Annotated in this window: 19 protein-coding genes; 12 read left to right on the top strand and 7 right to left on the bottom strand. The window is 68.4% G+C overall.

The genetic code is table 11. The features are described 5' to 3' along the window. Positions 1-14: 14 nt before the first annotated feature. On the bottom strand, positions 15-1,217 hold the full coding sequence (cysS, locus tag ACOGW9_RS13425) for a cysteine--tRNA ligase (protein WP_419913085.1): 1,203 nt from the start codon (positions 1,215-1,217) through the stop codon (positions 15-17). A gap of 32 nt (positions 1,218-1,249) precedes the next feature. Here cysS and ACOGW9_RS13420 point away from each other — a divergent pair, with 32 nt between their 5' ends. The 3 genes from ACOGW9_RS13420 to ACOGW9_RS13410 are packed head-to-tail and all read left to right on the top strand — an operon-like array spanning position 1,250 to position 4,167. Further along, entirely contained in the window at positions 1,250-2,431 is a 1,182-nt protein-coding gene (locus tag ACOGW9_RS13420) for a hypothetical protein (RefSeq protein WP_419912057.1), read from the top strand. A gap of 57 nt (positions 2,432-2,488) precedes the next feature. Further along, on the top strand, positions 2,489-3,640 hold the full coding sequence (locus ACOGW9_RS13415; RefSeq protein ID WP_419912055.1) for a hypothetical protein: 1,152 nt from the start codon (positions 2,489-2,491) through the stop codon (positions 3,638-3,640). An 8-nt stretch (positions 3,641-3,648) separates the two neighbouring features. Next, on the top strand, positions 3,649-4,167 hold the full coding sequence (locus ACOGW9_RS13410) for a hypothetical protein (protein ID WP_419912053.1): 519 nt from the start codon (positions 3,649-3,651) through the stop codon (positions 4,165-4,167). Here the strand turns inward: ACOGW9_RS13410 and ACOGW9_RS13405 are convergent. Together ACOGW9_RS13405 and ACOGW9_RS13400 are read right to left on the bottom strand one after the other, a co-directional pair. After that, positions 4,164-4,982 (bottom strand): NUDIX hydrolase, encoded by an 819-nt coding sequence (locus ACOGW9_RS13405; RefSeq protein WP_419912052.1) that lies wholly within the window; start codon positions 4,980-4,982, stop codon positions 4,164-4,166. The two genes, ACOGW9_RS13410 and ACOGW9_RS13405, sit on opposite strands and share 4 nt — an antisense overlap. Positions 4,983-4,991: 9 nt before the next feature. Beyond that, entirely contained in the window at positions 4,992-5,642 is a 651-nt protein-coding gene (locus ACOGW9_RS13400; RefSeq protein WP_419912050.1) for a 5' nucleotidase, NT5C type, read from the bottom strand. Between the two features lie 97 nt (positions 5,643-5,739). On the opposite strand from ACOGW9_RS13400, the gene nthB reads away from it, so the two are divergent. Genes nthB through ACOGW9_RS13370 form a run of 6 tightly spaced genes read left to right on the top strand, consistent with a single transcriptional unit; the run spans position 5,740 to position 10,590 of the window. Then, positions 5,740-6,480, top strand: a complete 741-nt coding sequence (gene nthB, locus ACOGW9_RS13395; protein WP_419912048.1) for a nitrile hydratase subunit beta — start codon at positions 5,740-5,742, stop codon at positions 6,478-6,480. A 33-nt stretch (positions 6,481-6,513) separates the two neighbouring features. Further along, positions 6,514-7,158 (top strand): nitrile hydratase subunit alpha, encoded by a 645-nt coding sequence (nthA, locus tag ACOGW9_RS13390; protein ID WP_419912046.1) that lies wholly within the window; start codon positions 6,514-6,516, stop codon positions 7,156-7,158. A gap of 52 nt (positions 7,159-7,210) precedes the next feature. Then, positions 7,211-7,750 (top strand): UGSC family (seleno)protein, encoded by a 540-nt coding sequence (locus tag ACOGW9_RS13385; RefSeq protein WP_419912043.1) that lies wholly within the window; start codon positions 7,211-7,213, stop codon positions 7,748-7,750. Between the two features lie 7 nt (positions 7,751-7,757). Continuing rightward, positions 7,758-8,915, top strand: coding sequence for a hypothetical protein (locus ACOGW9_RS13380; protein WP_419912041.1), 1,158 nt, complete (start codon positions 7,758-7,760; stop codon positions 8,913-8,915). Further along, positions 8,915-9,406 carry a MaoC family dehydratase gene (locus tag ACOGW9_RS13375; RefSeq protein ID WP_419912039.1) on the top strand — a complete coding sequence of 164 codons (492 nt, stop codon included), beginning with the start codon at positions 8,915-8,917 and terminating at the stop codon, positions 9,404-9,406. The genes ACOGW9_RS13380 and ACOGW9_RS13375 overlap by 1 nt, the downstream gene beginning before the upstream one ends. Positions 9,407-9,456: 50 nt before the next feature. Beyond that, complete coding sequence (locus ACOGW9_RS13370; RefSeq protein ID WP_419912037.1) at positions 9,457-10,590, top strand: acyl-CoA dehydrogenase family protein; 1,134 nt, start codon at positions 9,457-9,459, stop codon at positions 10,588-10,590. 3 nt (positions 10,591-10,593) lie between these two features. Here ACOGW9_RS13370 and ACOGW9_RS13365 read toward each other — a convergent pair whose 3' ends face one another. After that, positions 10,594-11,436 carry an SMP-30/gluconolactonase/LRE family protein gene (locus tag ACOGW9_RS13365; RefSeq protein ID WP_419912035.1) on the bottom strand — a complete coding sequence of 281 codons (843 nt, stop codon included), beginning with the start codon at positions 11,434-11,436 and terminating at the stop codon, positions 10,594-10,596. Between the two features lie 78 nt (positions 11,437-11,514). After that, on the bottom strand, positions 11,515-12,807 hold the full coding sequence (locus ACOGW9_RS13360; protein WP_419912033.1) for a cytochrome P450: 1,293 nt from the start codon (positions 12,805-12,807) through the stop codon (positions 11,515-11,517). A gap of 163 nt (positions 12,808-12,970) precedes the next feature. Here ACOGW9_RS13360 and ACOGW9_RS13355 point away from each other — a divergent pair, with 163 nt between their 5' ends. Together ACOGW9_RS13355 and ACOGW9_RS13350 are read left to right on the top strand one after the other, a co-directional pair. Next, entirely contained in the window at positions 12,971-13,987 is a 1,017-nt protein-coding gene (locus tag ACOGW9_RS13355; protein ID WP_419912031.1) for an NAD(P)-dependent oxidoreductase, read from the top strand. Between the two features lie 27 nt (positions 13,988-14,014). Then, positions 14,015-16,180: a DEAD/DEAH box helicase gene (locus tag ACOGW9_RS13350; protein WP_419912029.1), complete on the top strand. Its 2,166-nt coding sequence runs from the start codon at positions 14,015-14,017 to the stop codon at positions 16,178-16,180. Here the strand turns inward: ACOGW9_RS13350 and guaB are convergent. Continuing rightward, entirely contained in the window at positions 16,162-17,673 is a 1,512-nt protein-coding gene (gene guaB, locus ACOGW9_RS13345) for an IMP dehydrogenase (protein WP_419912027.1), read from the bottom strand. The two genes, ACOGW9_RS13350 and guaB, sit on opposite strands and share 19 nt — an antisense overlap. Before the next feature lie 86 nt (positions 17,674-17,759). On the opposite strand from guaB, the gene ACOGW9_RS13340 reads away from it, so the two are divergent. After that, complete coding sequence (locus ACOGW9_RS13340) at positions 17,760-18,980, top strand: glycosyl transferase (protein WP_419912025.1); 1,221 nt, start codon at positions 17,760-17,762, stop codon at positions 18,978-18,980. Between the two features lie 7 nt (positions 18,981-18,987). On the opposite strand, the gene ACOGW9_RS13335 is transcribed toward ACOGW9_RS13340, so the two are convergent. Continuing rightward, entirely contained in the window at positions 18,988-20,826 is a 1,839-nt protein-coding gene (locus tag ACOGW9_RS13335) for an alpha-amylase family glycosyl hydrolase (protein ID WP_419912023.1), read from the bottom strand. Positions 20,827-20,863 lie beyond the last annotated feature (37 nt).

Here is a 20,863-nt window from a genome sequence, read left to right as displayed (position 1 = left end):
CCCCGAGCCCGGCCTCACGGAGCGCCTGCAACGGGAGGGCTGTGCAGGTCGATCCCGCACAGCGCCGCCGCAGCGGCCAGCTCCGAGCGCAGCGCGGTGCCTGCAGCGCCACGCTCGATCGTCGCCGCGGCGTCGAGCAGCGCGGCGTGTGCCGCCGGTGCGTTGAGATCGTCATCGAGCACAGCCTGCACCTCCGCAACGAGCCCCGATGACCCTCGGGCAGCATCGTCGCCTCGCGGAGCCCCGTTCGCGGCGCTCACCAGCGTGTCCAGGTCGCGCTGGCCGGCGAGTCCTTCAGAGTCGAACCATTCCCATTCGCCGCGGTAGTGGTGCGCCATCAGTGCCAGCCGTATGGCCCGCGGGTCGATGAGGGACCGCAGCTCGGAGACGAACACGAGGTTGCCGAGCGACTTCGACATCTTGTGCCCCTGGTAGGAGACCAGCCCCGCATGAATCCAGTAGCGGGCAAGCGGGACACCATGCACGGCCTCGCTCTGGGCGATCTCGCACTCGTGGTGCGGAAAGATCAGGTCGCCGCCTCCCCCGTGAATGTCGAAGGTCTCGCCCAGCGCCGCATAACCCATGGCGGAGCACTCGATGTGCCAGCCCGGTCGCCCCGGCCCGAACGGCGACGGCCACGAGGGCTCGCCGTCTGCGCTGGCCTGCCACAGCACGAAGTCGAGCGGGTTGCGCTGGCGTGGATCATCGGGCGTGCCGCCGCGCTCTGCCGCGAGCGCCGTCATCTCCTCGGCGCTGTAGCCCGACAGCTTCCCGAACTCGGGAAACGTGCTCACGTCGAAGAAGACACGATCGCCAGAGACATACCCATGCCCGGCATCGACCAGCTTGGAGATCATGGCGATCATGTCGTCGATGGATCGGGTGGCCCGCGGCTCGTGCGCCGCCGGCCGTGCCCCTAGCGCCGTCATGTCGGCTTCGAAGCGTTTGATCTCCCGCTCGGCCAGCGACAGGTAGTGCTCGCCGAGCTCGGCCGCCTTGGGCAGGATGCTGTCGTCCACGTCGGTGTAGTTGCGCACCATCGTGACCGTGTGGCCCAAGTCTTCCAGGCGGCGGATCAGCAGGTCATAGGTCAGGTAGGTGGCAGCGTGGCCCAAGTGGGTGGCGTCGTAGGGCGTGATCCCGCACACGTACATGCCGACGTGATCGTCGAGCTCGAGCTCGACGATCGATTTCTGCGCAGTGTCGTACAAGCGCATTCCCACGGCCCGACACGGTACTGTCGGAGCAGGTGGAGAACCGTCGAGGCGATCCTGCGCTGCTCGAACGGATCGCGTTGTACCGGCACCGCCGCGAGCTGCCGCCCATCCAGCCGGTCCTGCTCGACGAGCTGGCCGACTGGTTGAGAAACCACGGCAGCGACCCCCTCACCTACGTGAGCGATCTGTTCGGGCGCCATCAGGTGGTCTTCGTGGGCCACCACACGCCGACCCGCCGCGCCGGGCTGTTTCTGCAAGACCTGGTTGCCGCGGCGTACCGCGCCGGCGTCGGCATCGTGGCGATGGAATACGCCTGCGTCGACGATCAGGCACGGCTCGACGCGGTCGTCTCCGGCACCAATTTCGACGAGGTGCTCGCACGTGAGGCGCTCCTGCGCTGGGGCATTCGCCACAACTTCGTCTACCGCGAGTACCTCGACGTGCTGAGTGCAGTGTGGGAGGTGAACCGTCGCTTCGCCGACGCCGGCACTGCGCCCATGCGCGTGCTGGGGCTGGACTACGACTTGGACCTCGACGCGGTCACCGACACGGCCGACCTGCGCAGCGCGTACGCGTGGCCGCACCTGCGAGACCGCGGCCCGGTGTCGCAGCACATGTGCGAGGTGCTGCTGAGCGAGGTGGTCGAGCCCGGTCATCGCGCGCTCGTGCTGACACGCACCGCCCATGCCCTCACGCGGGTGCGGCGGCGGCCGCACCAGGTGTGGGATGCCATCGACGCCGAGGTCGTCGACGGACGGGTGGTGGGCGCGGCCAACCGTGTGTACGAGGCCATCGCGGACCGCGCGGTCACGGTGCTGATCCACGAGGCGCTGCCCGCCGACGGTGAGCTGTGCGATTACGCGCTGGCTGCCGACGGCGTGCTCGACACCGTGTTCGCGCTGAACGACGACCTCGAAGTGCCGCTCGCGTTCGACGTCGACCGGGGTCCGCCCGCCCGGCTGGGGTGCACCACCAGCCTCGACCGCGAACCGCTCGGCGGGCTGGCCAGCGGTTGGATCTACCTCGAACGCGACTACGAACGGCGGGCGCCCACCCCGCTTCCCGAGCCGGTGCCGGCGATGCACGTGGAGCACGCGCGGCGGTACGCGCTCGACCCAGGTCTGCGCGATGTCCGATCCACCGCAGGCGATTTCGAGGTCGCGGTCACCGCAACAGCCGCCGCAGCAGAGCTGGCTTGGACACAGGTGCTCTAGCGGTTCCGGCTGGCCCACTGTCAGCTTCGGGCCCCAAACCGGGCAGACTCATGGGCGGTGCCGCCCGAAGCCCCCACCGACGACGAGCGGCCCACGTCCGCGCTCCAATCTCCTGCCGAGTACCTCGGCGACATCTGCGGACGCCACCAGATCGTGATGCTCGGCGACCAGATCGGGGTGCGCCAGCACCTCGAGTTCCTGGCCAACGCACTGAGCGAGCTGGCCGACCAGGGCATCGCCAACTTGGCCTGGGAGTACACCAACTCTCGCCGCCAAGCTGAGCTCGACGCGCTGGTTAACGCACCCGAGTGGGACGAGCGGGCCTGCGCCGACCTGTTCGTCGATCTGCTCGGCGCCGGCTTCGGCTACCAGGAATATGCCGATGTCCTGCGTGCCGTCTGGGAGCACAACCGAGCCGAGCAGCGCCGTGACGCCGACCGCAGGCCTATCCGAATGGTCGCGCTGGGGTTGCCCACCTACGTGGAGGACCCCGCTTTGCTCGACGGCCGTTCGGCCGCCGAGGAGGGCCTGCGGAACTGGTGGCTCGGCGGGCACTTCCGCGACATGTCGGCATTCCACGCCGCAAGCGTGCTCACTGCAGAGGTACTGCGATCGGGCGAGCGGGCGCTGGTGTACATGAACGTCACTGCCACCACGACCAGGCTCATCGAATGGGCCGGCGGCAAGCCGACGACATCGGTGGGGAACCTCCTGTGGCGCTGGATGGGCGACGGCTGCCGACGGGTCGTGTTTCACGGGACCATCGCCGACACGGCGGCAACCGAGCGAGTCGAGGAACTCGTGTCGCGATCGCCCGAGGGCAGGGGCAGCACCGAGGTCCGCTTCGGCCTGGACTTGGCCGCGTCCACGCTCGGCAGCGTCGCCATGACCGAGGTGACGGGCTCGACTGACGGCGCGGAGAGCTCGCTGCGGCTGCGCGATGTGGCCGACGGCTACATCTACTTGGGCCCGCGCGAGGCCTGGGAGCCGGCCACGCTGATCGACGGCTTGATCACCGACGACAACTTCGCCAGCGCGGAGGCCCGCTACCGGGCGCTCGACCCCCGGCCAGAGCCCTACAGCCGCGACGAACTCGAAGCCGTGCGCCGCTCCGGTCAGGAGGAGCTCGCCGAGGCATGGCCGCCGTTGCCTGAGCCACCCGAGGAACCGAAGGGTCGCTTCGCGAGGTTCCGCAGAGGCGACTCGTAGCTCGCGCCGTGCAGCACCGCATCGACGAAGTCCCGCTGCCGTCGCCGCCGGCACGAGGCCGACTGTTCGTCACGAACTTCTCCGCCGTCGGACCCGATCCCCAGGCTGCGCTCGACCGGGTGGGGGCATCGACGCTGGCATGCATGCTGACCGATCGCGAGATCGAGCTGCGCTACCCCGCGTACAGCGAATGGCTCGATACCCATGGCGGCGACACCGACAGCCCGCGTGCCCTGTGGCTGCCCACGCCCGACGGCGGTGTCACGGCCGACGATGCGGTGCTCGACCTGGTGCGCGAAGTCGTCGGCTCTCTCGACAGCGGCGACGGTGTGCTCGTGCACTGCGGGGCGGGCATGGCGCGCACGTCGGTGATCGGCATTCTCGCGATGGTGGCATTCGGCGCTGAGCCCGCCCAGGCAGCGATCGACTTCCGCGCCGCCCGACCCGGCGGCGGCCCCGACGGTCCGCCCCAGGAGCATCAGATCGAGCGTCTCGTTCCGCGGGTGCGCGGGCTGCGCTCGGCCTAAGCCACCGCGGCGGCGGTGCCGTCGTGTTCCTCCCAGCGCCAGCCGGAGCGGACCATGACGCAGCGTCGGCGTGGGCCGGGGGCGTCGAGGTCGCCATCGGGGAAGGCCGCATCACCGACGTAGACCGCGACGTGGCCGGGGTCGGATTCCGGCGACTTGATGATCTCGGTGTGATAGCAGGTGTGCCCGTCCACCGACGCCAGCACGTCGGCGGCGCGGGTGAAACCCGACAGCCAGGTGAGCGTCACGAACGTGGGCGTGACGAACTCGATCTCGCCGGCGGCCCGACGGGCCAGCGCCGCAGCGGGCGAGACCCAAGCGTAGTCCAGTATCTCGCTGCCGTCGACGCGTATGGCGCCCAGACCCTCCGGCGCCTCGCACACGAAAAAGTGCGTCGAGAAACGCTTGGGCCGGATCGGCGGCGGCACCCAGTGGGCGAAGTGCACGAGCTCGGCCGATGACAGGTCGATGCCGGCTTCCTCGGAGGCCTCGCGCACCGCGGCCGTGCGATACCCGCGTCTGTCAGCAGTGAAGGGGCCCTGGGGACCGGCGGCGGTGCGGGGATCGCACTCGGCCACCACGTCGCCGGGAACCTCCCGGTCGGGCGGATCCACCCGGCCGCCGGGGAACACCCACATGCCGCCGAAGAAGCCCCGCGAGTTGCGCTGCAGCATGAGCACCTCGATGTGGACGCCCGCATCGCTTGCCGCCGGATCGAAGCCGTGGCCAGGCGCAGCAGCGGGCTCGGCATCGCGTAGCACGACAACCGTCGCCGCGTCGATCGGTGCCGGCGGTGTTGTGGGCGAATCGTTCACGCGGCCGGCCTACGCGGTATCCCGGGTGCGCAGCTCCAGCCGGTCCGAGCCGGCATCCATGCCGGGCAGCGGGCGCGAGACGTAGCCGCTGTGCTCCGCCAGCAGCTCCACCACCATCTCTTCGGCTTCGGCCCAGTCGTGGGCCCGTGGTCCTTCCACCTGGGAGTTGTAGGGCTGGTCGAACGTGATCGCATACCCGCCTGCGGCACGGATGTCGATCACGTTGTGCGGAGCGTCTTCGAGGTAGGCGTCGGCATTCACCATCGCCTTGTCGGCCACGAAGCAGATGTCGCGGTAGGGAATGCGCTCGCGGTCGAGCCACTCAACTGTGTCGCTCACCGTCACGCGGTGACCCCAGCTCACATACAGGCGGTGGGTGACGATCCGTATCCACACGCCTGCGTCAGAAAGCCGCCACAGCGCCTCAGAGCACCCCTCCATCTGCTCCATCTCACGGAACATGCGGTAGTCGATCACGGCGATGCGATGCAGCTCCTCGAACTCGCCGTCGGCGAGGCCCCACTCGCTGAAGTTCCAGCCACGCACCAGGGGCAGCGAGTCCTCCGGAACCCCGCGCTCGGCCGCCACCACGCGACGGAAGGCCTCGGTGTGCATCCCGCACACACCGTCGAGGTCCACCGCAAGCACAAACGCAGGCACCGCAGCAACCTAACAACCCAACTGACGCAGACTCAGGTGATTCCAGCGACTGAGAGACGATGCGGCGATCTTCGCTACAGGTGCAATGCTGGACCCGATGCAGTCCGACTCTCACGAGCGCAGCGTCCATGATCTCGGGGGCGCTTCGGGATTCGGACCGGTGCCTCACGACCCGGACGAGCCGCCGTTTCATGCCGACTGGGAACGGCGTGTCTTCGGTCTGCTCGGCGCGGTGACGGCTTCGACGGCCCGCCGGCCGGGCGAGTTCCGATACGTCCTCGAGCGCTTGGACGCATCCGACTACTTCGACAACGGCTACTACGGCCGCTGGCTCGCCGGCTTCGAGGTGCTGCTCGGCGAGTACGGGGTCATCAGCGCAGACGAGATGAACAGCGAGGTCGCCGAGCGCATCGAGGTGCCCGCTGCGGAGGCCGCCGGTGCGTCACCAGTCCAGCGGGCTGCGCCGGCGGCCGCGCTCGATGCGGCGCTGCTGCCGCCCGACCGGCCCACACCGGCCCCCGAGCGTCGCACCGTGCGTCGCCAACTCCCCCAACGCCCCCGCTTCGAGGTGGGCGATCGGGTGGTGGCGCCGGGCCCAACCCAACCGGGCCACACCCGCCTTCCGAGCTACGCGGTGGGCAAGCCCGGCACGGTCGCCAAGCTGCATCCGGCCGAAGTGCTGCCAGACAGCACGGCCCACGACATGGGCGAGCGGCCCCAGCACGTCTACTGCGTGGGCTACGACGCCCAGACGCTGTGGGGCGACGAGGCAGAGCCGAACACCACCATTCACGTCGACCTCTACGAGTGCTACCTGACGGCAGCCGAGGGCGGCTGACGCGATGGCAGCAGGCTGACCAGGGAGGAACCGATGCACGACGACCATGCCGGCGGCAGCAGCCACGGCGATCACGACCACCGCAACCGTCACCTTGCATCATCGCCGGAAATCCGCGTCGAGGCGCTGGAAGACGTGCTGGTGGAACGCGGCATCGCCGACCGGGGACGGATCGACGCCATCATCGAGCGGTTCGAGCACGACATCAGCCCGATGATCGGCGCCAGATTGGTGGCCCAGGCGTGGCTTGATCCTGGCTTGCGACAGCAGCTGCTGACCGACGCCGATGCCGTCTTGGCCGGCATGGACATCCGCGGCGCTGAGATCGAGCACATCGAGGTGAAGGCCAATGAGCCCGGCGTCCACAACGTGGTCGTCTGCACGCTGTGCTCGTGTTACCCGTGGGCGCTGCTTGGGCTGCCGCCGAACTGGTACAAGAGCCCCGAATACCGGGCTCGCGTGGTGCGCGAGCCTCGGGCGGTGCTGGCCGAGATGGGCCTGGAACTCGACCCGGGCACCGAGGTACGCGTCTGGGACTCCAGCTCCGAGACCCGGTTCCTGGTGCTGCCCGAGCGGCCTGCGGGCACCGAAGGGTGGCCCGTCGAACGCTTGGCCGACCTAGTGACCAGAGACTCGATGATCGGTGTGGCCCGGGCCGCCGATCCCGGCAGCGAGTAAGCGTGCGAGCGCGCAGCACGCGCGCCTGCGGCGCGGGTGTCAGACTGGACCTATGAGCACCCTCACCTTCCACGATCCGCGAGGCGAGGCCAAGACTGCGCCTGAGCCCTACACGCTCAGCACACCACTCGATCAGCCGATCACGATCGGCCTGGTCGCCAATGGCTTCCCCGACAGCGTCAGATTTCTCGACCACGTCGAGAAGGCGCTGGCCGAACGGCTGCCGTCGGCGTCGTTCAACCGTTACGACAAGGGCGACGCTTCGTCGGTCGTCGGCAAAGGGATGCTCAGCGACATCAGCTCCGAGTGCGGTGCGGTGATCGCCGCGTACGGCCATTGAGGCAGCTGCACATCTGGCACCGTGCGTGACAGCATCACCACCGCCCGAGCGGGCATCCCGTCCATCGCACTCGTCACCGATGCGTTCTGGCCCCAAGGCGACTTCGTGGCCAACGCCACCGGCATGCCGTCCGTCCCTCGCGTCCGCCTGCCGCACCCGGTAGCGGGCAGCGGCGAGGACAACATGGCCAAGGTTGCCGCTGACATCACGCCGCAGATCATTTCGATCCTGACCGGCGCTGGTTCCAACTAAGCCAGCCGTGACACTGCTGGAGGCCCGCAGCGAGGCCGACGCGCTCGAGCAGCTTCACGCGCTCGGGCTCACCGACGGCCTGCCGGTCGTCATTCCTACTCCGGAGCGGGTGGCCATGATGGCGCTCGCCTCTGGCCTCGACCCCGATCTCGAACTGGGCGTCATGGGACCCGCGCACGGCGTGGCGAGCGTGGAGAAAGTGGCTACTGCTGCGGTGATGGCGGGCTGCCTGCCCGACCACATCCCCGTCGTGGTGGCCGCCGTGCGGGCGGTGTGCAAGCCCGAGTTCGACCTCACCGAGATGCAGAGCACCACCCACTGCACCGCGCCGCTCATCGTGGTGTGCGGGCCAGCACGGCACCAGTGCGGTGAAGTGGCATCGGGATTCGGCGCGCTGGGGCCCGGCCATCGTGCCAATGCCACCATCGGCCGGGCGCTGCGGCTGGCGATGATGAACATCGGCGGTGCCCGCCCCGGGGTGTCAGACATGGCGCTGCACGGCCATCCCGGCAAGTTCACCTACTGCCTCGCCGAGGACACCGAGAACAGCCCGTTCGCGCCGCTGCACACCGGCTACGGCTACGCCGAAGAAGACAGCGCTGTGGTCGTGGTCGGCGCCGAGGCACCGCACTCGACGATCTTCACCGGCGATGCGGACGATCCCGAGTCGGCCAGCCGGCTGCTGAACGTGATCGCAGCCGTCATGGCCAATCCGGGCAGCAACAACGCGCACCTGCGGCACGGCGCTGTCACAGTGATCATGAACCCCGACCACACGACGGTGCTGGCCCGCGCGGGGCTGACCCGCGAGGACATTCAGGCCGAGCTGGCTGCCCGCGCCACCAACACGGCAGCCACGCTCGCCCATGTCGGGTCGGCCTTCTACCTCGACCGGGATGGCCCGCCCGATGAGCTGATCCCGATCCTGAAAGACCCCAGCAGGATCGTGGTATTCCAGGCGGGCGGCTCGGGTCTGTACACGATGGTGATGCCGTCGTGGTGCGCCGGCCCTCACCAGAACCCGGTCGTCCACGCCGAGATCGATCTCGACCAAGCGTGCGAGGTGCCTTGGGCCGATGCTCTCGGCATCGGCCAATCAGACGCCGCCGACACCCTTGGAGTCGGCCAATCAGACACTGCCGAAGTTGCAGGAGGAGCAGCCTGATGAGCGATGCGCCCCGCCCGCACGGCGGACGGTGGTTCGAAGAGCTGACACCGGGTCTGGTGATCCACCACCGGCTGCGCCGCACGATCACCGAGGCCGACAACGTCATGTTCACCACCATGACCATGAACCCCGCTGCCCTGCATCTCGACTTCGAGTACGCCCGCACCGAGACCCAGTTCGGCAAGCCGCTCGTGAACTCGATGTTCACGGCCGCTGTCGTAGTCGGCATATCGGTCCACGAGACCACCCACGGCACCACCGTGGCGAACCTCGGCTTTGAGCGGATGGATTTCCCTGCACCCGTCTTCCACGGCGACACGCTGCGGGTGGAGAGCGAAGTGGTCTCGGCACGCCCGTCCAAGAGCAAGCCCGACCAGGGCATCATCCTGTTCGAGCACCGCGCCTACAACCAGGACGACACGCTGGTCGCCATCATGCGCCGCAACGCCCTCATGTGGCGCCAACCAGCGGAGCCACCTCCTTCATAACCTTTTGCGAAGAAGGCGCCCGACAGGTCGCCGAAGAAAGGTTCCGTCCGATGCCGAGTACCAAGAGTTATCGGCAACTGCACGATCGCGTGCTGGCACGACCTGGCGCCGCCGAGCGGCTGCGTGCACTGCGCGACGACAACACCCCGCGTACATCCGTGAGCTCCGGTGCCCCGCGCGAGGCCGGGGAAATGCTGGCTGATGCTCAAGGGCTCGCGGATGGAGTGCTGCTTGAGCGCGCACTTGACGTGGACGCATCGGGCGAGGTTCCCGTGCACAACCTGGACCTGTTCCGTGACGCTGGCCTGTACGGGTTGTGGACGCCGACCGACGTGGGCGGCTGCGGCTTCGACGAGCTTGAGCGGCTCCCCATTCTCGAAGCGTTAGCGGGCGGTTGCCTCACGACCGCGTTCGTGTGGGCGCAGCACGGCGGCGGCTCGGCGAACGCCGCTCGGATGCCAGCCGGATCGCCGCTGCATGAGCGGTGGGCCCGCCCGCTGGCCACCGGCGAGCGGCGCAGCGGCGTGGCGTTCGCACATGTGCTGCGGCCCGAGCCGTGCCTGTTCGCCGAGCATTCCGGCGGTGGCTGGGTGCTGCGTGGCGTGGCACCGTTCGTCACCGGGTGGGGTCACATCGACGCTGTGCTAGTCGCCGCTCACGAGGCAGATCGGCTGGTGTGGATGCTCATACCGGCCACAGAGGCGCGCACGCTGACGTCCCGCCGGCTGCGGCTTGCCGCAGTGGACTCGTCGGTGACAGTGGAGCTTCACTTCAACGGGCACGCCGTCGGCAACGACGAGGTGGTGGAGGTCATCGACTACAGCGACTGGCTGTCGTTCTACCGCCAAGGCCTGCGAACCAACGGCGCCCTCATGCTGGGCGTGGCATCCCGTGCACTCGGGTTGCTCGGGCCCACGCCACTGGATGCCGAGCTGGACGCCGCACGAAGCGCGCTCTACGCGGCCGAGGTCGACGAGATGCCCGAACGCCGTGCGCAGGTCGGATATGTGGGCATCCGCGCGACCAGCGCGCTCGTCTCATCGGTCGGCGGAAGAGCCATCACGCTCGCCCATCACGCGCAGCGCCTCGCCCGCGAAGCGCTGTTCCTGCTGGTCCAGGGCCAGACAGCCGAGATCCGCGCAGGCCACCTGCGTCGCCTCGTCGCCACCGACCCGGAGGGCTGAGAATTACGGCAGGCCAGCGCCGGGGATGTCGACTCGGACGGTCTCGATGCGGCCAAGGGCCGGAGCGTCGTCGGGCGGGCGCGACGTGGGAGCGGTGACCATGTAGAGGGTGCGGCGATCGTCGTCGCCGAGCATGCAGGCGAAGCAGTTCAGCTCCAGCTCGATGACATCGGTGACCTCGCCGCCGTCGACCACCCGGAAGCAGCTCGCATTGAGCGGGTCGGCAACCCAGATGCCGCCGGCCTCGTCGAGGCAGATGCCGTCGGGCACCCGCTCGCCCAGATCGGCGAACGTCCGCCGGCCGCTCAGCGAGCCGTCGGGGTCGATGTCGAACGCGGTCATCCGGCGGCCGTAGCTCTCCGCCACCACCATGTGGCGCCCGCTGGGGTCGATGACGGTGCCGTTGGGGAAGTCGAACCCGTCGGGCCCAGGCCGTGCCGCGCCGTCGGGGCTCACGATCGCCAAGGTCGCCTGGGCGAACGTCTCCCCTGCACTGTCGTCGAACCCGAAGTTGCCGACGTAGGCCGTGCCGTCGGCGGCAACCACCATGTCGTTGCACGGCCCTCCGGCGATGCCGGACAGGTCGGCGTGCAGCGACTCGTTGCCGTCGGCGTCGAGTCGGCGAAGCTGCCGGTCCAGCATCGAGACGAACAGCAAGTCGCCATCCGGCAGCCAGCCCAGCCCCGAGGGCTGCGTCGGAACCGTGTGCACGAGCTCTTCGTTGCCGTCGGGCGTGACCGTGTAGATCCCGTGGCGGTAGAAGTCGGAGTACCAGAGGCGGTCGCCGCGCCAGCGCGGACCCTCCCCGAATCGCAGCCCCGTCACCACCACATCAGTCGTCGTCATGGCCGCCGACGCTAGTCTTGGCCTCAGATGCGATCTGAGTACACCGGTCGTGTCCAGATACCCGACGCTGAGGGCGGATCAAGGCCGAGCGACCACCATCTGGTGCTTGATAGGGCCGACGTGCAGGTGTCCGATGCGCGACTGCTCCCCGTCGAGCCGAAGGCCGTCGAGCAGGGGCGCCACCACCCGGAAAAACGCTCGCAGCTCCCAGCGGGCCAGGTGCACGCCTAGGCAGAAGTGGGCGCCGTGCCCGAAGGCGAGGTGGTCGTTGGGCGTGCGCCGGATGTCGAAGCGGTACGGCTCGGGGAACTGGCGCTCGTCGCGGTTGGCCGAGGGGTACCACACCCCCACGTGCTCCCCGGCCTTGATCGTTTGGCCTCGCAGCTCGGTGTCTTTGGTGCAGGTGCGCGCGAACTGGATGACCGGCGAGGTCCAGCGCAGGATCTCCTCCACGGCCGATTCCACGGCATCGGGGTCGTCGATGCGCTCGTTGAGCAGTTCGAGCTGATCACGGTGCTCCAGCAGGGCGATCACCCCGCCGCTCGCGGCGTTGCGAGTTGTCTCGTTGCCCGCAGCGATCATCAAGCGCAGGTAGCCCACGAGCTGCTGCGGCGTCAGCGGGCCTGATTCGATCTCCGACCGCAGCAGGATGCTCACCAAGTCGCGGCCGTCGGTGCCGTCACGCCGGCGCTCGCGGATCAGCTCGCCGATCCACGTGTCGAACTCGCGGATCATGCGCGCCCGCATTTCGTCGCGGGGCTCGCCGGGTCGGCAGAACCTCTCCAGATCGGGATCGTCGAACAGCACCGATGTCCAGGCGTGCACCTGTTCCCAGTCGTCGGCCGATACGCCCACCATCTCGCAGATGGCCGCCAGCGGCAGCTTCACCGCCAGGTCTTCCACCACGTCGGCCGTGCCCTCGTCGGCGACCTTGGCGATGAACTCGTCCGCGAAGCGCTGAGCGTGCAGCTCAAGCGACTCGGATCTGCTGCGCATCGCCTTCGGGGTGAACTCCGGCACCACCAGCCGGCGCAGGTCCCAGTGGTCGGGACGGTCCTTGAAGATGAAGTCCGGCGGTTCGTCGGGGTCCCAGCCGATCTCGATGGCCCGCTGGCGGTACTTCGTCCAGAAGCGGGCATCCCGGTCGGCATCGGCGAGGCGCAGGCGACCGCCGCCGTTGATGAAGGTCTTGTTCTGGCCCGAGATCCACTTCACGTCCTCGTAGCGGGTGATGGCCCAGAACGGGACGATGTTGTCGCGCACGTACCAGTAGACGGGCGCCTCCTCGCGCAGCAGGTCCCACTCGGCCCACGGGTAGCCCTCGGCGGCGTACCGCTCGGTGTCGTGGATGACCGCCTCGTCGACCTGCATGAAATCGCGCCTCTGCTCGCCCATACCGGCTACAGCCAGCGTCAACGGTAGTTGTGCCGCTCACCGCCGCGCCGTGCCCGGGCGGCGCGTCGCATGCCCACCCAATAGCGGACCTGTCAATCCGGCACGGTGCCTGGCAGCGGCTCGGCGCAATACTGACGGCATGAGCACCGGTTCGACTCACGCGAATTCCCCTGACGCCAACGCAGAGGCTGGCCTGCCGGTTGTCTGGTTCGACCGGCCTGCTGGCCGGCTGCCGCGCGAGCTGCTGGACGGTCGGGCCGAGATTGCCGACGTGCGCGGCGACGACCCGCTCGAAGGCATCGAACGGGCTCACGGCGCCATCGTGGGCGCCGCCATCCGTTACGACCGCACCGTGTACGAGCGTGCGCCACTGCTGAAGGTGATCGCCCGGGCTGGGATCGGGTTCGACAATCTCGACCTCGACGACGCCACCGAATTCGGCATCGCCGCCTGCAACACGCCCGACGGTCCGACGATCTCCACCGCTGAGCAAGCCGTCGCGCTCATCTTCGCCGTCACCAAGGGACTGAAGGAATCGGCCCGCCGGCTCGAAGCTGCCGAAGGCGACTACTGGGCACGCCACGGGCATCTCGAACTGGCCGGCTCGACGCTCGCATTAGTCGGGCTCGGACGCATCGGCGGCTCTGTGGCCCGCATCATGTCGGCCGTCGGCATGGAAACCGTGGCGTATGACCCGTATGCCAGCGACGAGCGATTTGCGGAACTCGGGGCGCAGCGGGCGGCGACGCCCAGCGAAGCAGTGGCTGACGCGCACGTCGTGTCGGTGCACGCGCCGCTCAGCAATGAAACCCGCCATCTCGTGAACGCCGAACTGCTCGCGGCCATGCGCGACGGCGTGTATGTGGTGAACACGTCTCGCGGCGGCCTCGTCGACCAAGACGCGCTGCTCGCAGCGCTCGACGCAGGCAAGGTGCGTGGTGCCGGTTTGGATGTGACCGAGCCAGAGCCGCTGCCGCCTCGCCACCCGCTGCTAGGTCGTCCCGACGTGGTGGTGACCCCGCACGTCGCCTCGGCCACCGTCGCCGGCCGCCGCCGCATCTTCATCCATGCTGTCGACGAGGTCATGACCGCTCTCGACGGCGACCAGCCGCCCAACATGCTCAACCCCGAGGCTTGGCCCGGCCGCAGCGCCTGAGGCTCTGCCTCTTAACCTCCGATACCGATGGCAGTTGAGCGAGCGGCGGCGGGACGGCTGACGGCGTTTCTGCCTCGCGAGCCGGACGCTGACTCACTGCTCGAAGGCTTCCTGGACTACACGGCCGAGATCGGCCTGGAGCTCTACGAGGCCCAAGAAGACGCCATCTTGGAGATCTTCGGGGGCAACCACGTCATTATCACCACACCGACCGGCTCGGGCAAGTCGCTGGTGGGCCTCGCTGCGCATTTCGAGGCGGTGGCACGCGGCCAGCGCAGCTACTACACCGCGCCGGTCAAAGCCCTCGTGTCGGAGAAGTTCTTCGCGCTCTGCGAGGAACTGGGCGCTGCCAACGTCGGCATGGTGACCGGCGACGGCGCCGTCAACCCCGACGCGCCGGTGGTGTGCTGCACGCAGGAGATCCTGGCCAACCTGGCGCTGCGCTCAGGTGCCGGCGCCCCGGTCGACAGCGTCGTCATGGACGAATTCCACTTCTATGCCGACCGCGACCGGGGATGGGCCTGGCAGGTGCCGCTGCTCGAGCTGACCCGCACCCAGATGATCCTGATGAGCGCCACGCTCGGCCCCACCCAGCGCTTCGCCGACGACCTACAGCGGCGCTCTGGCCGCGAGGTCGCCACCGTGACCGGAGCCGAACGGCCGGTGCCGCTCACCTTCACCTACCGCGAGACCACGCTGCACCAGTCGCTCGAAGAGCTGCTGGAGCTGCGGCGGGTACCCGCCTACATCGTCCACTTCACCCAGCGAGCCGCCACCGAGCGGGCGCAGGCGCTCACGAGCCTCAACGTGCTCACCAAAGACGAGAAGGCGGAGGTGGCCGCGGAGATCGTCGACTTCCGGTTCGACTCGCCGTTCGGCCGTGACATTCAGCGCTTCGTCAAGGCGGGCGTCGGCGTCCATCACGCCGGGATGCTGCCCAAGTACCGGCTGCTGGTGGAGCGGCTGGCCGGAGCGGGCCTGCTCAAGCTCATCTGCGGCACCGACACGCTCGGCGTCGGCGTGAACGTGCCCATCCGCACGGTGGTGTTCACCCAGCTCTGCAAGTACGACGGGCGCGACACGCGGGTGCTGTCGGTGCGCGACTTCCAGCAGATCGCCGGGCGGGCGGGGCGCAGGGGCTTCGACCACGAGGGCTTCGTGTGGTGCCAGGCACCCGAGCACGAAATCGAGTACGCGATGGCGCTTGAGAAAGCCCGCGAGAAGTTCGGCGACGACCCGGCCAAGCTGCGCAAGGTGCGGCGCCCGTCGCCGCCCAAGCGGGGCTATGCGCCGTGGAATGCCGACACGTTCGAGCGGCTCGCATCGGGACAGCCAGAGCTGCTGCGCTCGCAGTTCGACGTGTCGCACTCGATGCTGATGAACGTGCTGGATCGGCCCGGCGACGGCTGCGCAGCGATGCGCCGGCTGCTCACCGACAACCACGAGACCCGGGCCGCCAACCGCACCCACATCCGCCGCGCCATCGCCATCTACCGCTCGCTGACCGAGACGCAGGTGGTGGAACAGCTCGCGGAACCCGATGAGCTCGACCGCCTCGTGCGGGTCAACGTGGACCTGCAGGCCGAGTTCGACCTGACCCAGCCGCTGTCGCCGTTCGCACTCGACGCCATCGAGTTTCTCGACCCCGACGAGCCGACCTACCCGCTCGACGTGCTCAGCGTGCTGGAGGCAACGCTGGAGAACCCGACCGTGGTGCTGGAACGGCAGCGAGACCTTGCCCGCACCGACCTGCTGGCCGAGATGAAGGCCGAGGGCGTGGAGTACGAGGAGCGCATGGAGCGCCTCGAAGAAGTCGAGTGGCCCAAGCCGCTGCGCGACTGGCTCTATGACAGCTTCAACGCCTGGTCGACCCACCACCCCTGGCTGCGCAACGACAACATCCGCCCCAAGTCAGCGGCGCGTGACCTGCGAGAACGGGCCATGACGTTCCGTGAGTACGTCAACCACTACGGCATCAAGGGTTCCGAAGGGGTGCTGCTGCGCTACCTCAGCGATGCTTACAAGGCGCTCGTGCGCAACGTGCCCGAGGACCGCCGCACCGACGACATCGTGGAGCTGACGCGGTGGCTCGGTGACCTCGTGCGCGACACCGACAGCAGCCTCATCGACGAGTGGGAACGGCTGGAGCAGCTCAGCAAGGAAGAGGGAGCTGATCAGGTCGGCGCCCGGTAGTTGGGCGCCTCCTTGGTGATCATGATGTCGTGGGGATGGCTCTCGCGCAGGGCCGCTGCGGTGACACGCACGAACCGGGTGCGCAGCCGCATGTCGTCGATGCTGGTGGCGCCGCAGTAGCCCATCGCCTGGCGCAGCCCGCCGACGAGCTGGTGCAGCACACCGGCCAGCGGACCCTTGTAGGCGACGCGCCCCTCGATGCCCTCGGGCACCAGCTCTTCCACCTCGCGGCCGTCCTGGAAGTAGCGGTCCTTGGAGTAGCTGCGCCCCTTCATGGCACCCACTGAGCCCATGCCGCGGTATTCCTTGAAGCGTTCGCCTTGGTACAGCACGACCTCGCCGGGTGACTCGTCGGTGCCTGCCAGCAGGCTGCCCACCATGGCGCTGTGCGCCCCCGCGGCGATCGCCTTGGCGAGGTCGCCCGAAAACTGCATGCCGCCGTCCGCGATCACCGGCACCCCGGCCGCTGCGGCCTCCGAGGCACAGTCGAACACCGCCGAGATCTGCGGCACCCCCACCCCGGCCACCACCCGCGTCGTGCAGATCGAGCCCGGGCCGATCCCGACCTTGATCGCATCGGCACCGGCATCGATGAGCGCACGAGCCGCATCGGCGGTGGCCACGTTGCCCGCTACCACCTCTGCAGGGTGATTGGCCTTGATCTTTGCAACGGTCTCGATGACGTCGCGGCTGTGGCCGTGAGCCGTGTCGACCACGATGGCATCCACATCCCGCTCGACCAGCGCCGCCGCACGTTCCATCGTGTCTGGACCGGTGCCGACCGCAGCAGCGACGAGCAGCCGGCCCCGCTCGTCCTTGGAAGCGTTCGGGAACTGGATGCGCTTCTGGATGTCCTTCACCGTGATCAGGCCGACAAGCCGGAAGTCGTCGTCGACGATCGGCAGCTTCTCGATGCGGTGCTGCGCAAGGATGACCTGCGCTTCGTCGAGCGTGATCGGCGCCTGCGCGGTCACCAGCCCTTCCGACGTCATCACTTCGTGGATCGGGCGGCTCCAATCGGTCTCGAAGCGCAGGTCGCGGTTGGTGAGAATCCCGACCAGCCGGCCCGCCGGATCGGTGATCGGCACCCCGCTGATCTTGAAACGGGCCATGAGGTCCTCGGCTTCGGACACCAGGTTGTCGGGGCCGAGCGTGAAGGGCTCGTTGATCATCCCCGACTCGGAGCGCTTCACCTTGTCGACCTCGGCGGCCTGATCGGCGACCGGCAGGTTGCGATGGATCACGCCGATGCCGCCGTGACGGGCCATGGCGATGGCCAGGCGCGCCTCGGTGACGGTGTCCATGGCCGCGCTCACCAGCGGAACGGCGAGAGTGATGCCCCGCGTGAACCGGCTCGATGTGTTGACCGCATCGGGCAGCACGTCGGACGCGTCGGGCACCAGCAGCACGTCGTCGAAGGTGAGCCCGTCGGTCGTGAATTTTGCGTTCAGGGAGGGGAATCGCCCCACTCCAGGGGGGTGTTGGGGGGCCATGTCGCACCCTACCGCGCGACCCGAATCGAGCCGGTGAACCCGGTCGGGGTAGGTTCACCATCAGCAAGCAAGCAGAGCGGGTTGACGTGGCCGATTTCCAGCAGCACGAGTCAATCGCGACGCTCCACCGCCTCGCCGACCGTCCCATCGAAAGCCTCGCCGACGAGCTGTACGACTACTCCCGCCGCCGGCCCATCGCGCTGATCATCCCGGCGCTGTACAGCGAGCTGCAGGGACCTGCGCTCGGCAACATCGTCGACGAGATTGCCAAGGTCGCCTACATCGACGAGATCATCGTCGGCATCGACCGGGCCGACGAGGCCCAGTTCGCCGACGCCAGGCAGTTCTTCGCACGGCTGCCCCAGCGCACCCGCTTGCTGTGGAATGACGGCCCGAGACTGCGCAAGATCGACGAGGTGCTCGCCGACCGGGTGCTGGCACCGACCGAGCCGGGCAAGGGCCGCAATGTCTGGTACTGCCTGGGCTACTTCCTGGCCTCAGGACGCTGCGAGAACGTGGCCCTGCACGACGCCGACATCCTCACCTACGACCGTGGCCTGCTCGCACGGCTGCTGTACCCGATCCTGCATCCCACCTTCGGGTACTCCTTCTCGAAGGGCTACTACTACCGGGCCGGCGAGGGCGCCTCGGCGCGGCTGAACGGGCGCGTCGTGCGCCTGCTGGTGACACCGCTGCTGCGGGCGCTGCGGGCCACGATCGGCGAGCACGACTACCTGCGCTACCTGGAGTCGTTCCGCTACCCGCTGGCCGGCGAGTTCGCGATGAAGCTCGACATGACCCGCAGCATCCGCATCCCCAGCGACTGGGGCCTCGAGATCGGCGTGCTGTCGGAGGTGTACCGCATCTACCAGGGGCGCCGGATCTGCCAGGTCGATCTGTGCGGGCGCTACGACCACAAGCACCAAGACCTGTCGCTCGATGACGCCAACGCGGGCCTGCACAAGATGAGCCGCGATATCGCCAAGGCCATCTACCGCAAGCTGGCCATCGACGGAACGACGCTGGGAACCGAGATCTTCCGCACCGTCAAGGCCGTCTACTACCGCAACGCGCTCGACCTCGTCAGCCACTACCGCAACGACGCCACGTTCAACGGCTTCGACTTCGACCTGCACGCCGAAGAGACCGCCGTGGAGCTGTTCGCCTCGGCGATCATGGACGCTGGCGACGAGTTCCTGAACGACCCGATGGGCACGCCGTTCATCCCGAACTGGTCACGCGTGCAGAGCGCCATACCCGACGTGCTCGGCCAGCTCTACGACGCCGTCGAGCTCGACAACGCCTGAGACCGCCCTATGTAGACGAGAGATGCGCGGCTGGGGGACGGTGCGCGTGCGCGGGCTCCCGGCGCTCGGACTCCAAGCACAGCCACACCGTCTGGCCCGACGCCAAGTTCACGCGGTCCGACGGGCCGTGCGGCGCACCGTCCAGCAGATCCACGCAGCCGACCTCGCCGAACTGCCTACCTGCGCTGTCTGGCGGGCAGAGCGATGACAGCACCTCAAGATCGACGGTGAGAAGGGTGTGGCCGACGTTGGTCGCCGACACAACCGTCTGGCCGCGCTGCGCATCGCCGCGCATCACCCCCAGCGCCTGCGGTCCCAGATCCAGCGACACCTGCGGGCTGTCGGGATGGAATGCCGGCTGCGCACGACGGATGAGCATGCGGTGCACGAGCTCCACCAGGGTCCTGCGCCGGATCCCATCCTGAGCGCCGAGCAAGTCCACCGCCTCGTCCAAGGTGACCTTGCGCCGGTTGATCGTGCGCTTGTTCTGCTCCACGGGCGGCAGGCCGTGCTCGGTGACGATGCGCGGCGGCTCGCTGATCGGCGTCCAGTAGCTGGGCGTGCCCAGCAGCGCGTGCACGTAGAGGGCGGGAACGCCGGCGAGGCTCAGCATGATCGTGTGCGCGGCAAGGAACTGCGCCACGCCCAGCGGGTCGCCATCGCCTGCGAAGAGGTCCCACAGCGAGACGTTCAGCTCGTACGCCTTGGGTCCCGCAGGCGTGTCGAACTCCGAATGCGTGCCGCCCGCGCTGTGCGCCGCGGCGATGAGCCGGTTGATCTCGGCGACGCTCAGCAGCCCCTCCACCGGGCGCAGCCCGATGCCGTCGTGGCTGGCAATGAAATTGAAGAACGACGTGCCCGCAGGAGGTGTCTCCAGCTTCTCCAGCCACTGCTGCATCGCCACCGACGAGCCCGACAGCATCGTGTGAGCCACCAGCGGCGGCAGGCTGAAGTTGTAGACGAGGTGGGCTTCGTCGCCGTCGCCCCAATACGCCACGTTCTGGTCGTGGGGCACGTTGGTCTCGGTGATGATGACCGATTCGGGACAGCGTGCATCCAGCAGCGTCCTCAGCAGCCTTACGAACTCGTGCGTCTGGGGCAGATTCACGCAGGAGGTTCCGAGCTCCTTCCACAGATAGGCGATGGCGTCGAGCCGGAACCACCGCACGCCCGCGTCGACGAGACGGGCCACGGTGCGCAGCAAGTCCAGCAGGACCTCAGGCTCAGCGAAATCCAGGTCGATCTGGTCGTAGCTGAAGGTGCACCACAGCAGTCGGGGGCCGTCGGGGGTCTCGACCTCGCGCAGCAGCGGCGTGGTGCGGGGGCGCACCACGCTCGACAGGTCATCGGAGGGCTCGGCGGTGAGCAGGTAGCGGCTGCCTGGCTCTTCCCCGCTGCAGAACTGCTCCATCCATGGGTGATCGGCGCTGACATGGTTCACGACCAGGTCGGCCATGACCGTGTAGGTCTCACTGAGATCGCTGATGTCTTCCCAGGCTCCCAGCCGCGGGTCCACAGCACGGTGGTCGGTGATGGCGAAGCCCCCGTCCGAGCTCGCTGGGTAGAAGGGCAGCACATGCACGACCGACACGACGTCGCCGGTCAGGTCGTCGAGCAGTTCGTGCATCGTCTGCATCGGCACCTTGCCGGCCTCGGTGATCGAGTCGGCGTAGGTGATCACCGCCACGTCGTGCTCATCCCAGCGCGGGCCGCCCTCTGCAGCGCCCTCAGTGCCGTCGAGCCCGAGCGTGGAGAGCACGTCGTCGACGAGACGATCGGTACGCATCGCCGGATAGATGAACTCAAGGTGGCGCCTGACCCGGCTGCGGAGATCCCCATCGATCACGACGTGCGGACCCCATTCGTCAGGCCGGTTCTCGGCC

Source organism: Candidatus Poriferisodalis sp. (assembly GCF_965203655.1).
Classification (GTDB): Bacteria; Actinomycetota; Acidimicrobiia; order Acidimicrobiales; family Poriferisodalaceae; genus Poriferisodalis.
The sequence above is the reverse complement of the archived record's forward strand: the minus strand, read 5'-3'. Positions and strand labels throughout refer to the sequence as shown.

Bases quoted from the DNA above. Each gene is read 5' to 3' on its own strand.
- cysS (WP_419913085.1), bottom strand. From the start codon at position 1,217: ATGCGCTTGTACGACACTGCGCAGAAATCGATCGTCGAGCTCGAGCTC.
- nthB (WP_419912048.1), top strand. From the start codon at position 5,740: ATGCAGTCCGACTCTCACGAGCGCAGCGTCCATGATCTCGGGGGCGCT.
- nthA (WP_419912046.1), top strand. From the start codon at position 6,514: ATGCACGACGACCATGCCGGCGGCAGCAGCCACGGCGATCACGACCAC.
- ACOGW9_RS13375 (WP_419912039.1), top strand. From the start codon at position 8,915: ATGAGCGATGCGCCCCGCCCGCACGGCGGACGGTGGTTCGAAGAGCTG.
- ACOGW9_RS13370 (WP_419912037.1), top strand. From the start codon at position 9,457: ATGCCGAGTACCAAGAGTTATCGGCAACTGCACGATCGCGTGCTGGCA.
- ACOGW9_RS13365 (WP_419912035.1), bottom strand. From the start codon at position 11,436: ATGACGACGACTGATGTGGTGGTGACGGGGCTGCGATTCGGGGAGGGT.
- ACOGW9_RS13360 (WP_419912033.1), bottom strand. From the start codon at position 12,807: ATGCAGGTCGACGAGGCGGTCATCCACGACACCGAGCGGTACGCCGCC.
- ACOGW9_RS13355 (WP_419912031.1), top strand. From the start codon at position 12,971: ATGAGCACCGGTTCGACTCACGCGAATTCCCCTGACGCCAACGCAGAG.
- ACOGW9_RS13350 (WP_419912029.1), top strand. From the start codon at position 14,015: ATGGCAGTTGAGCGAGCGGCGGCGGGACGGCTGACGGCGTTTCTGCCT.
- guaB (WP_419912027.1), bottom strand. From the start codon at position 17,673: ATGGCCCCCCAACACCCCCCTGGAGTGGGGCGATTCCCCTCCCTGAAC.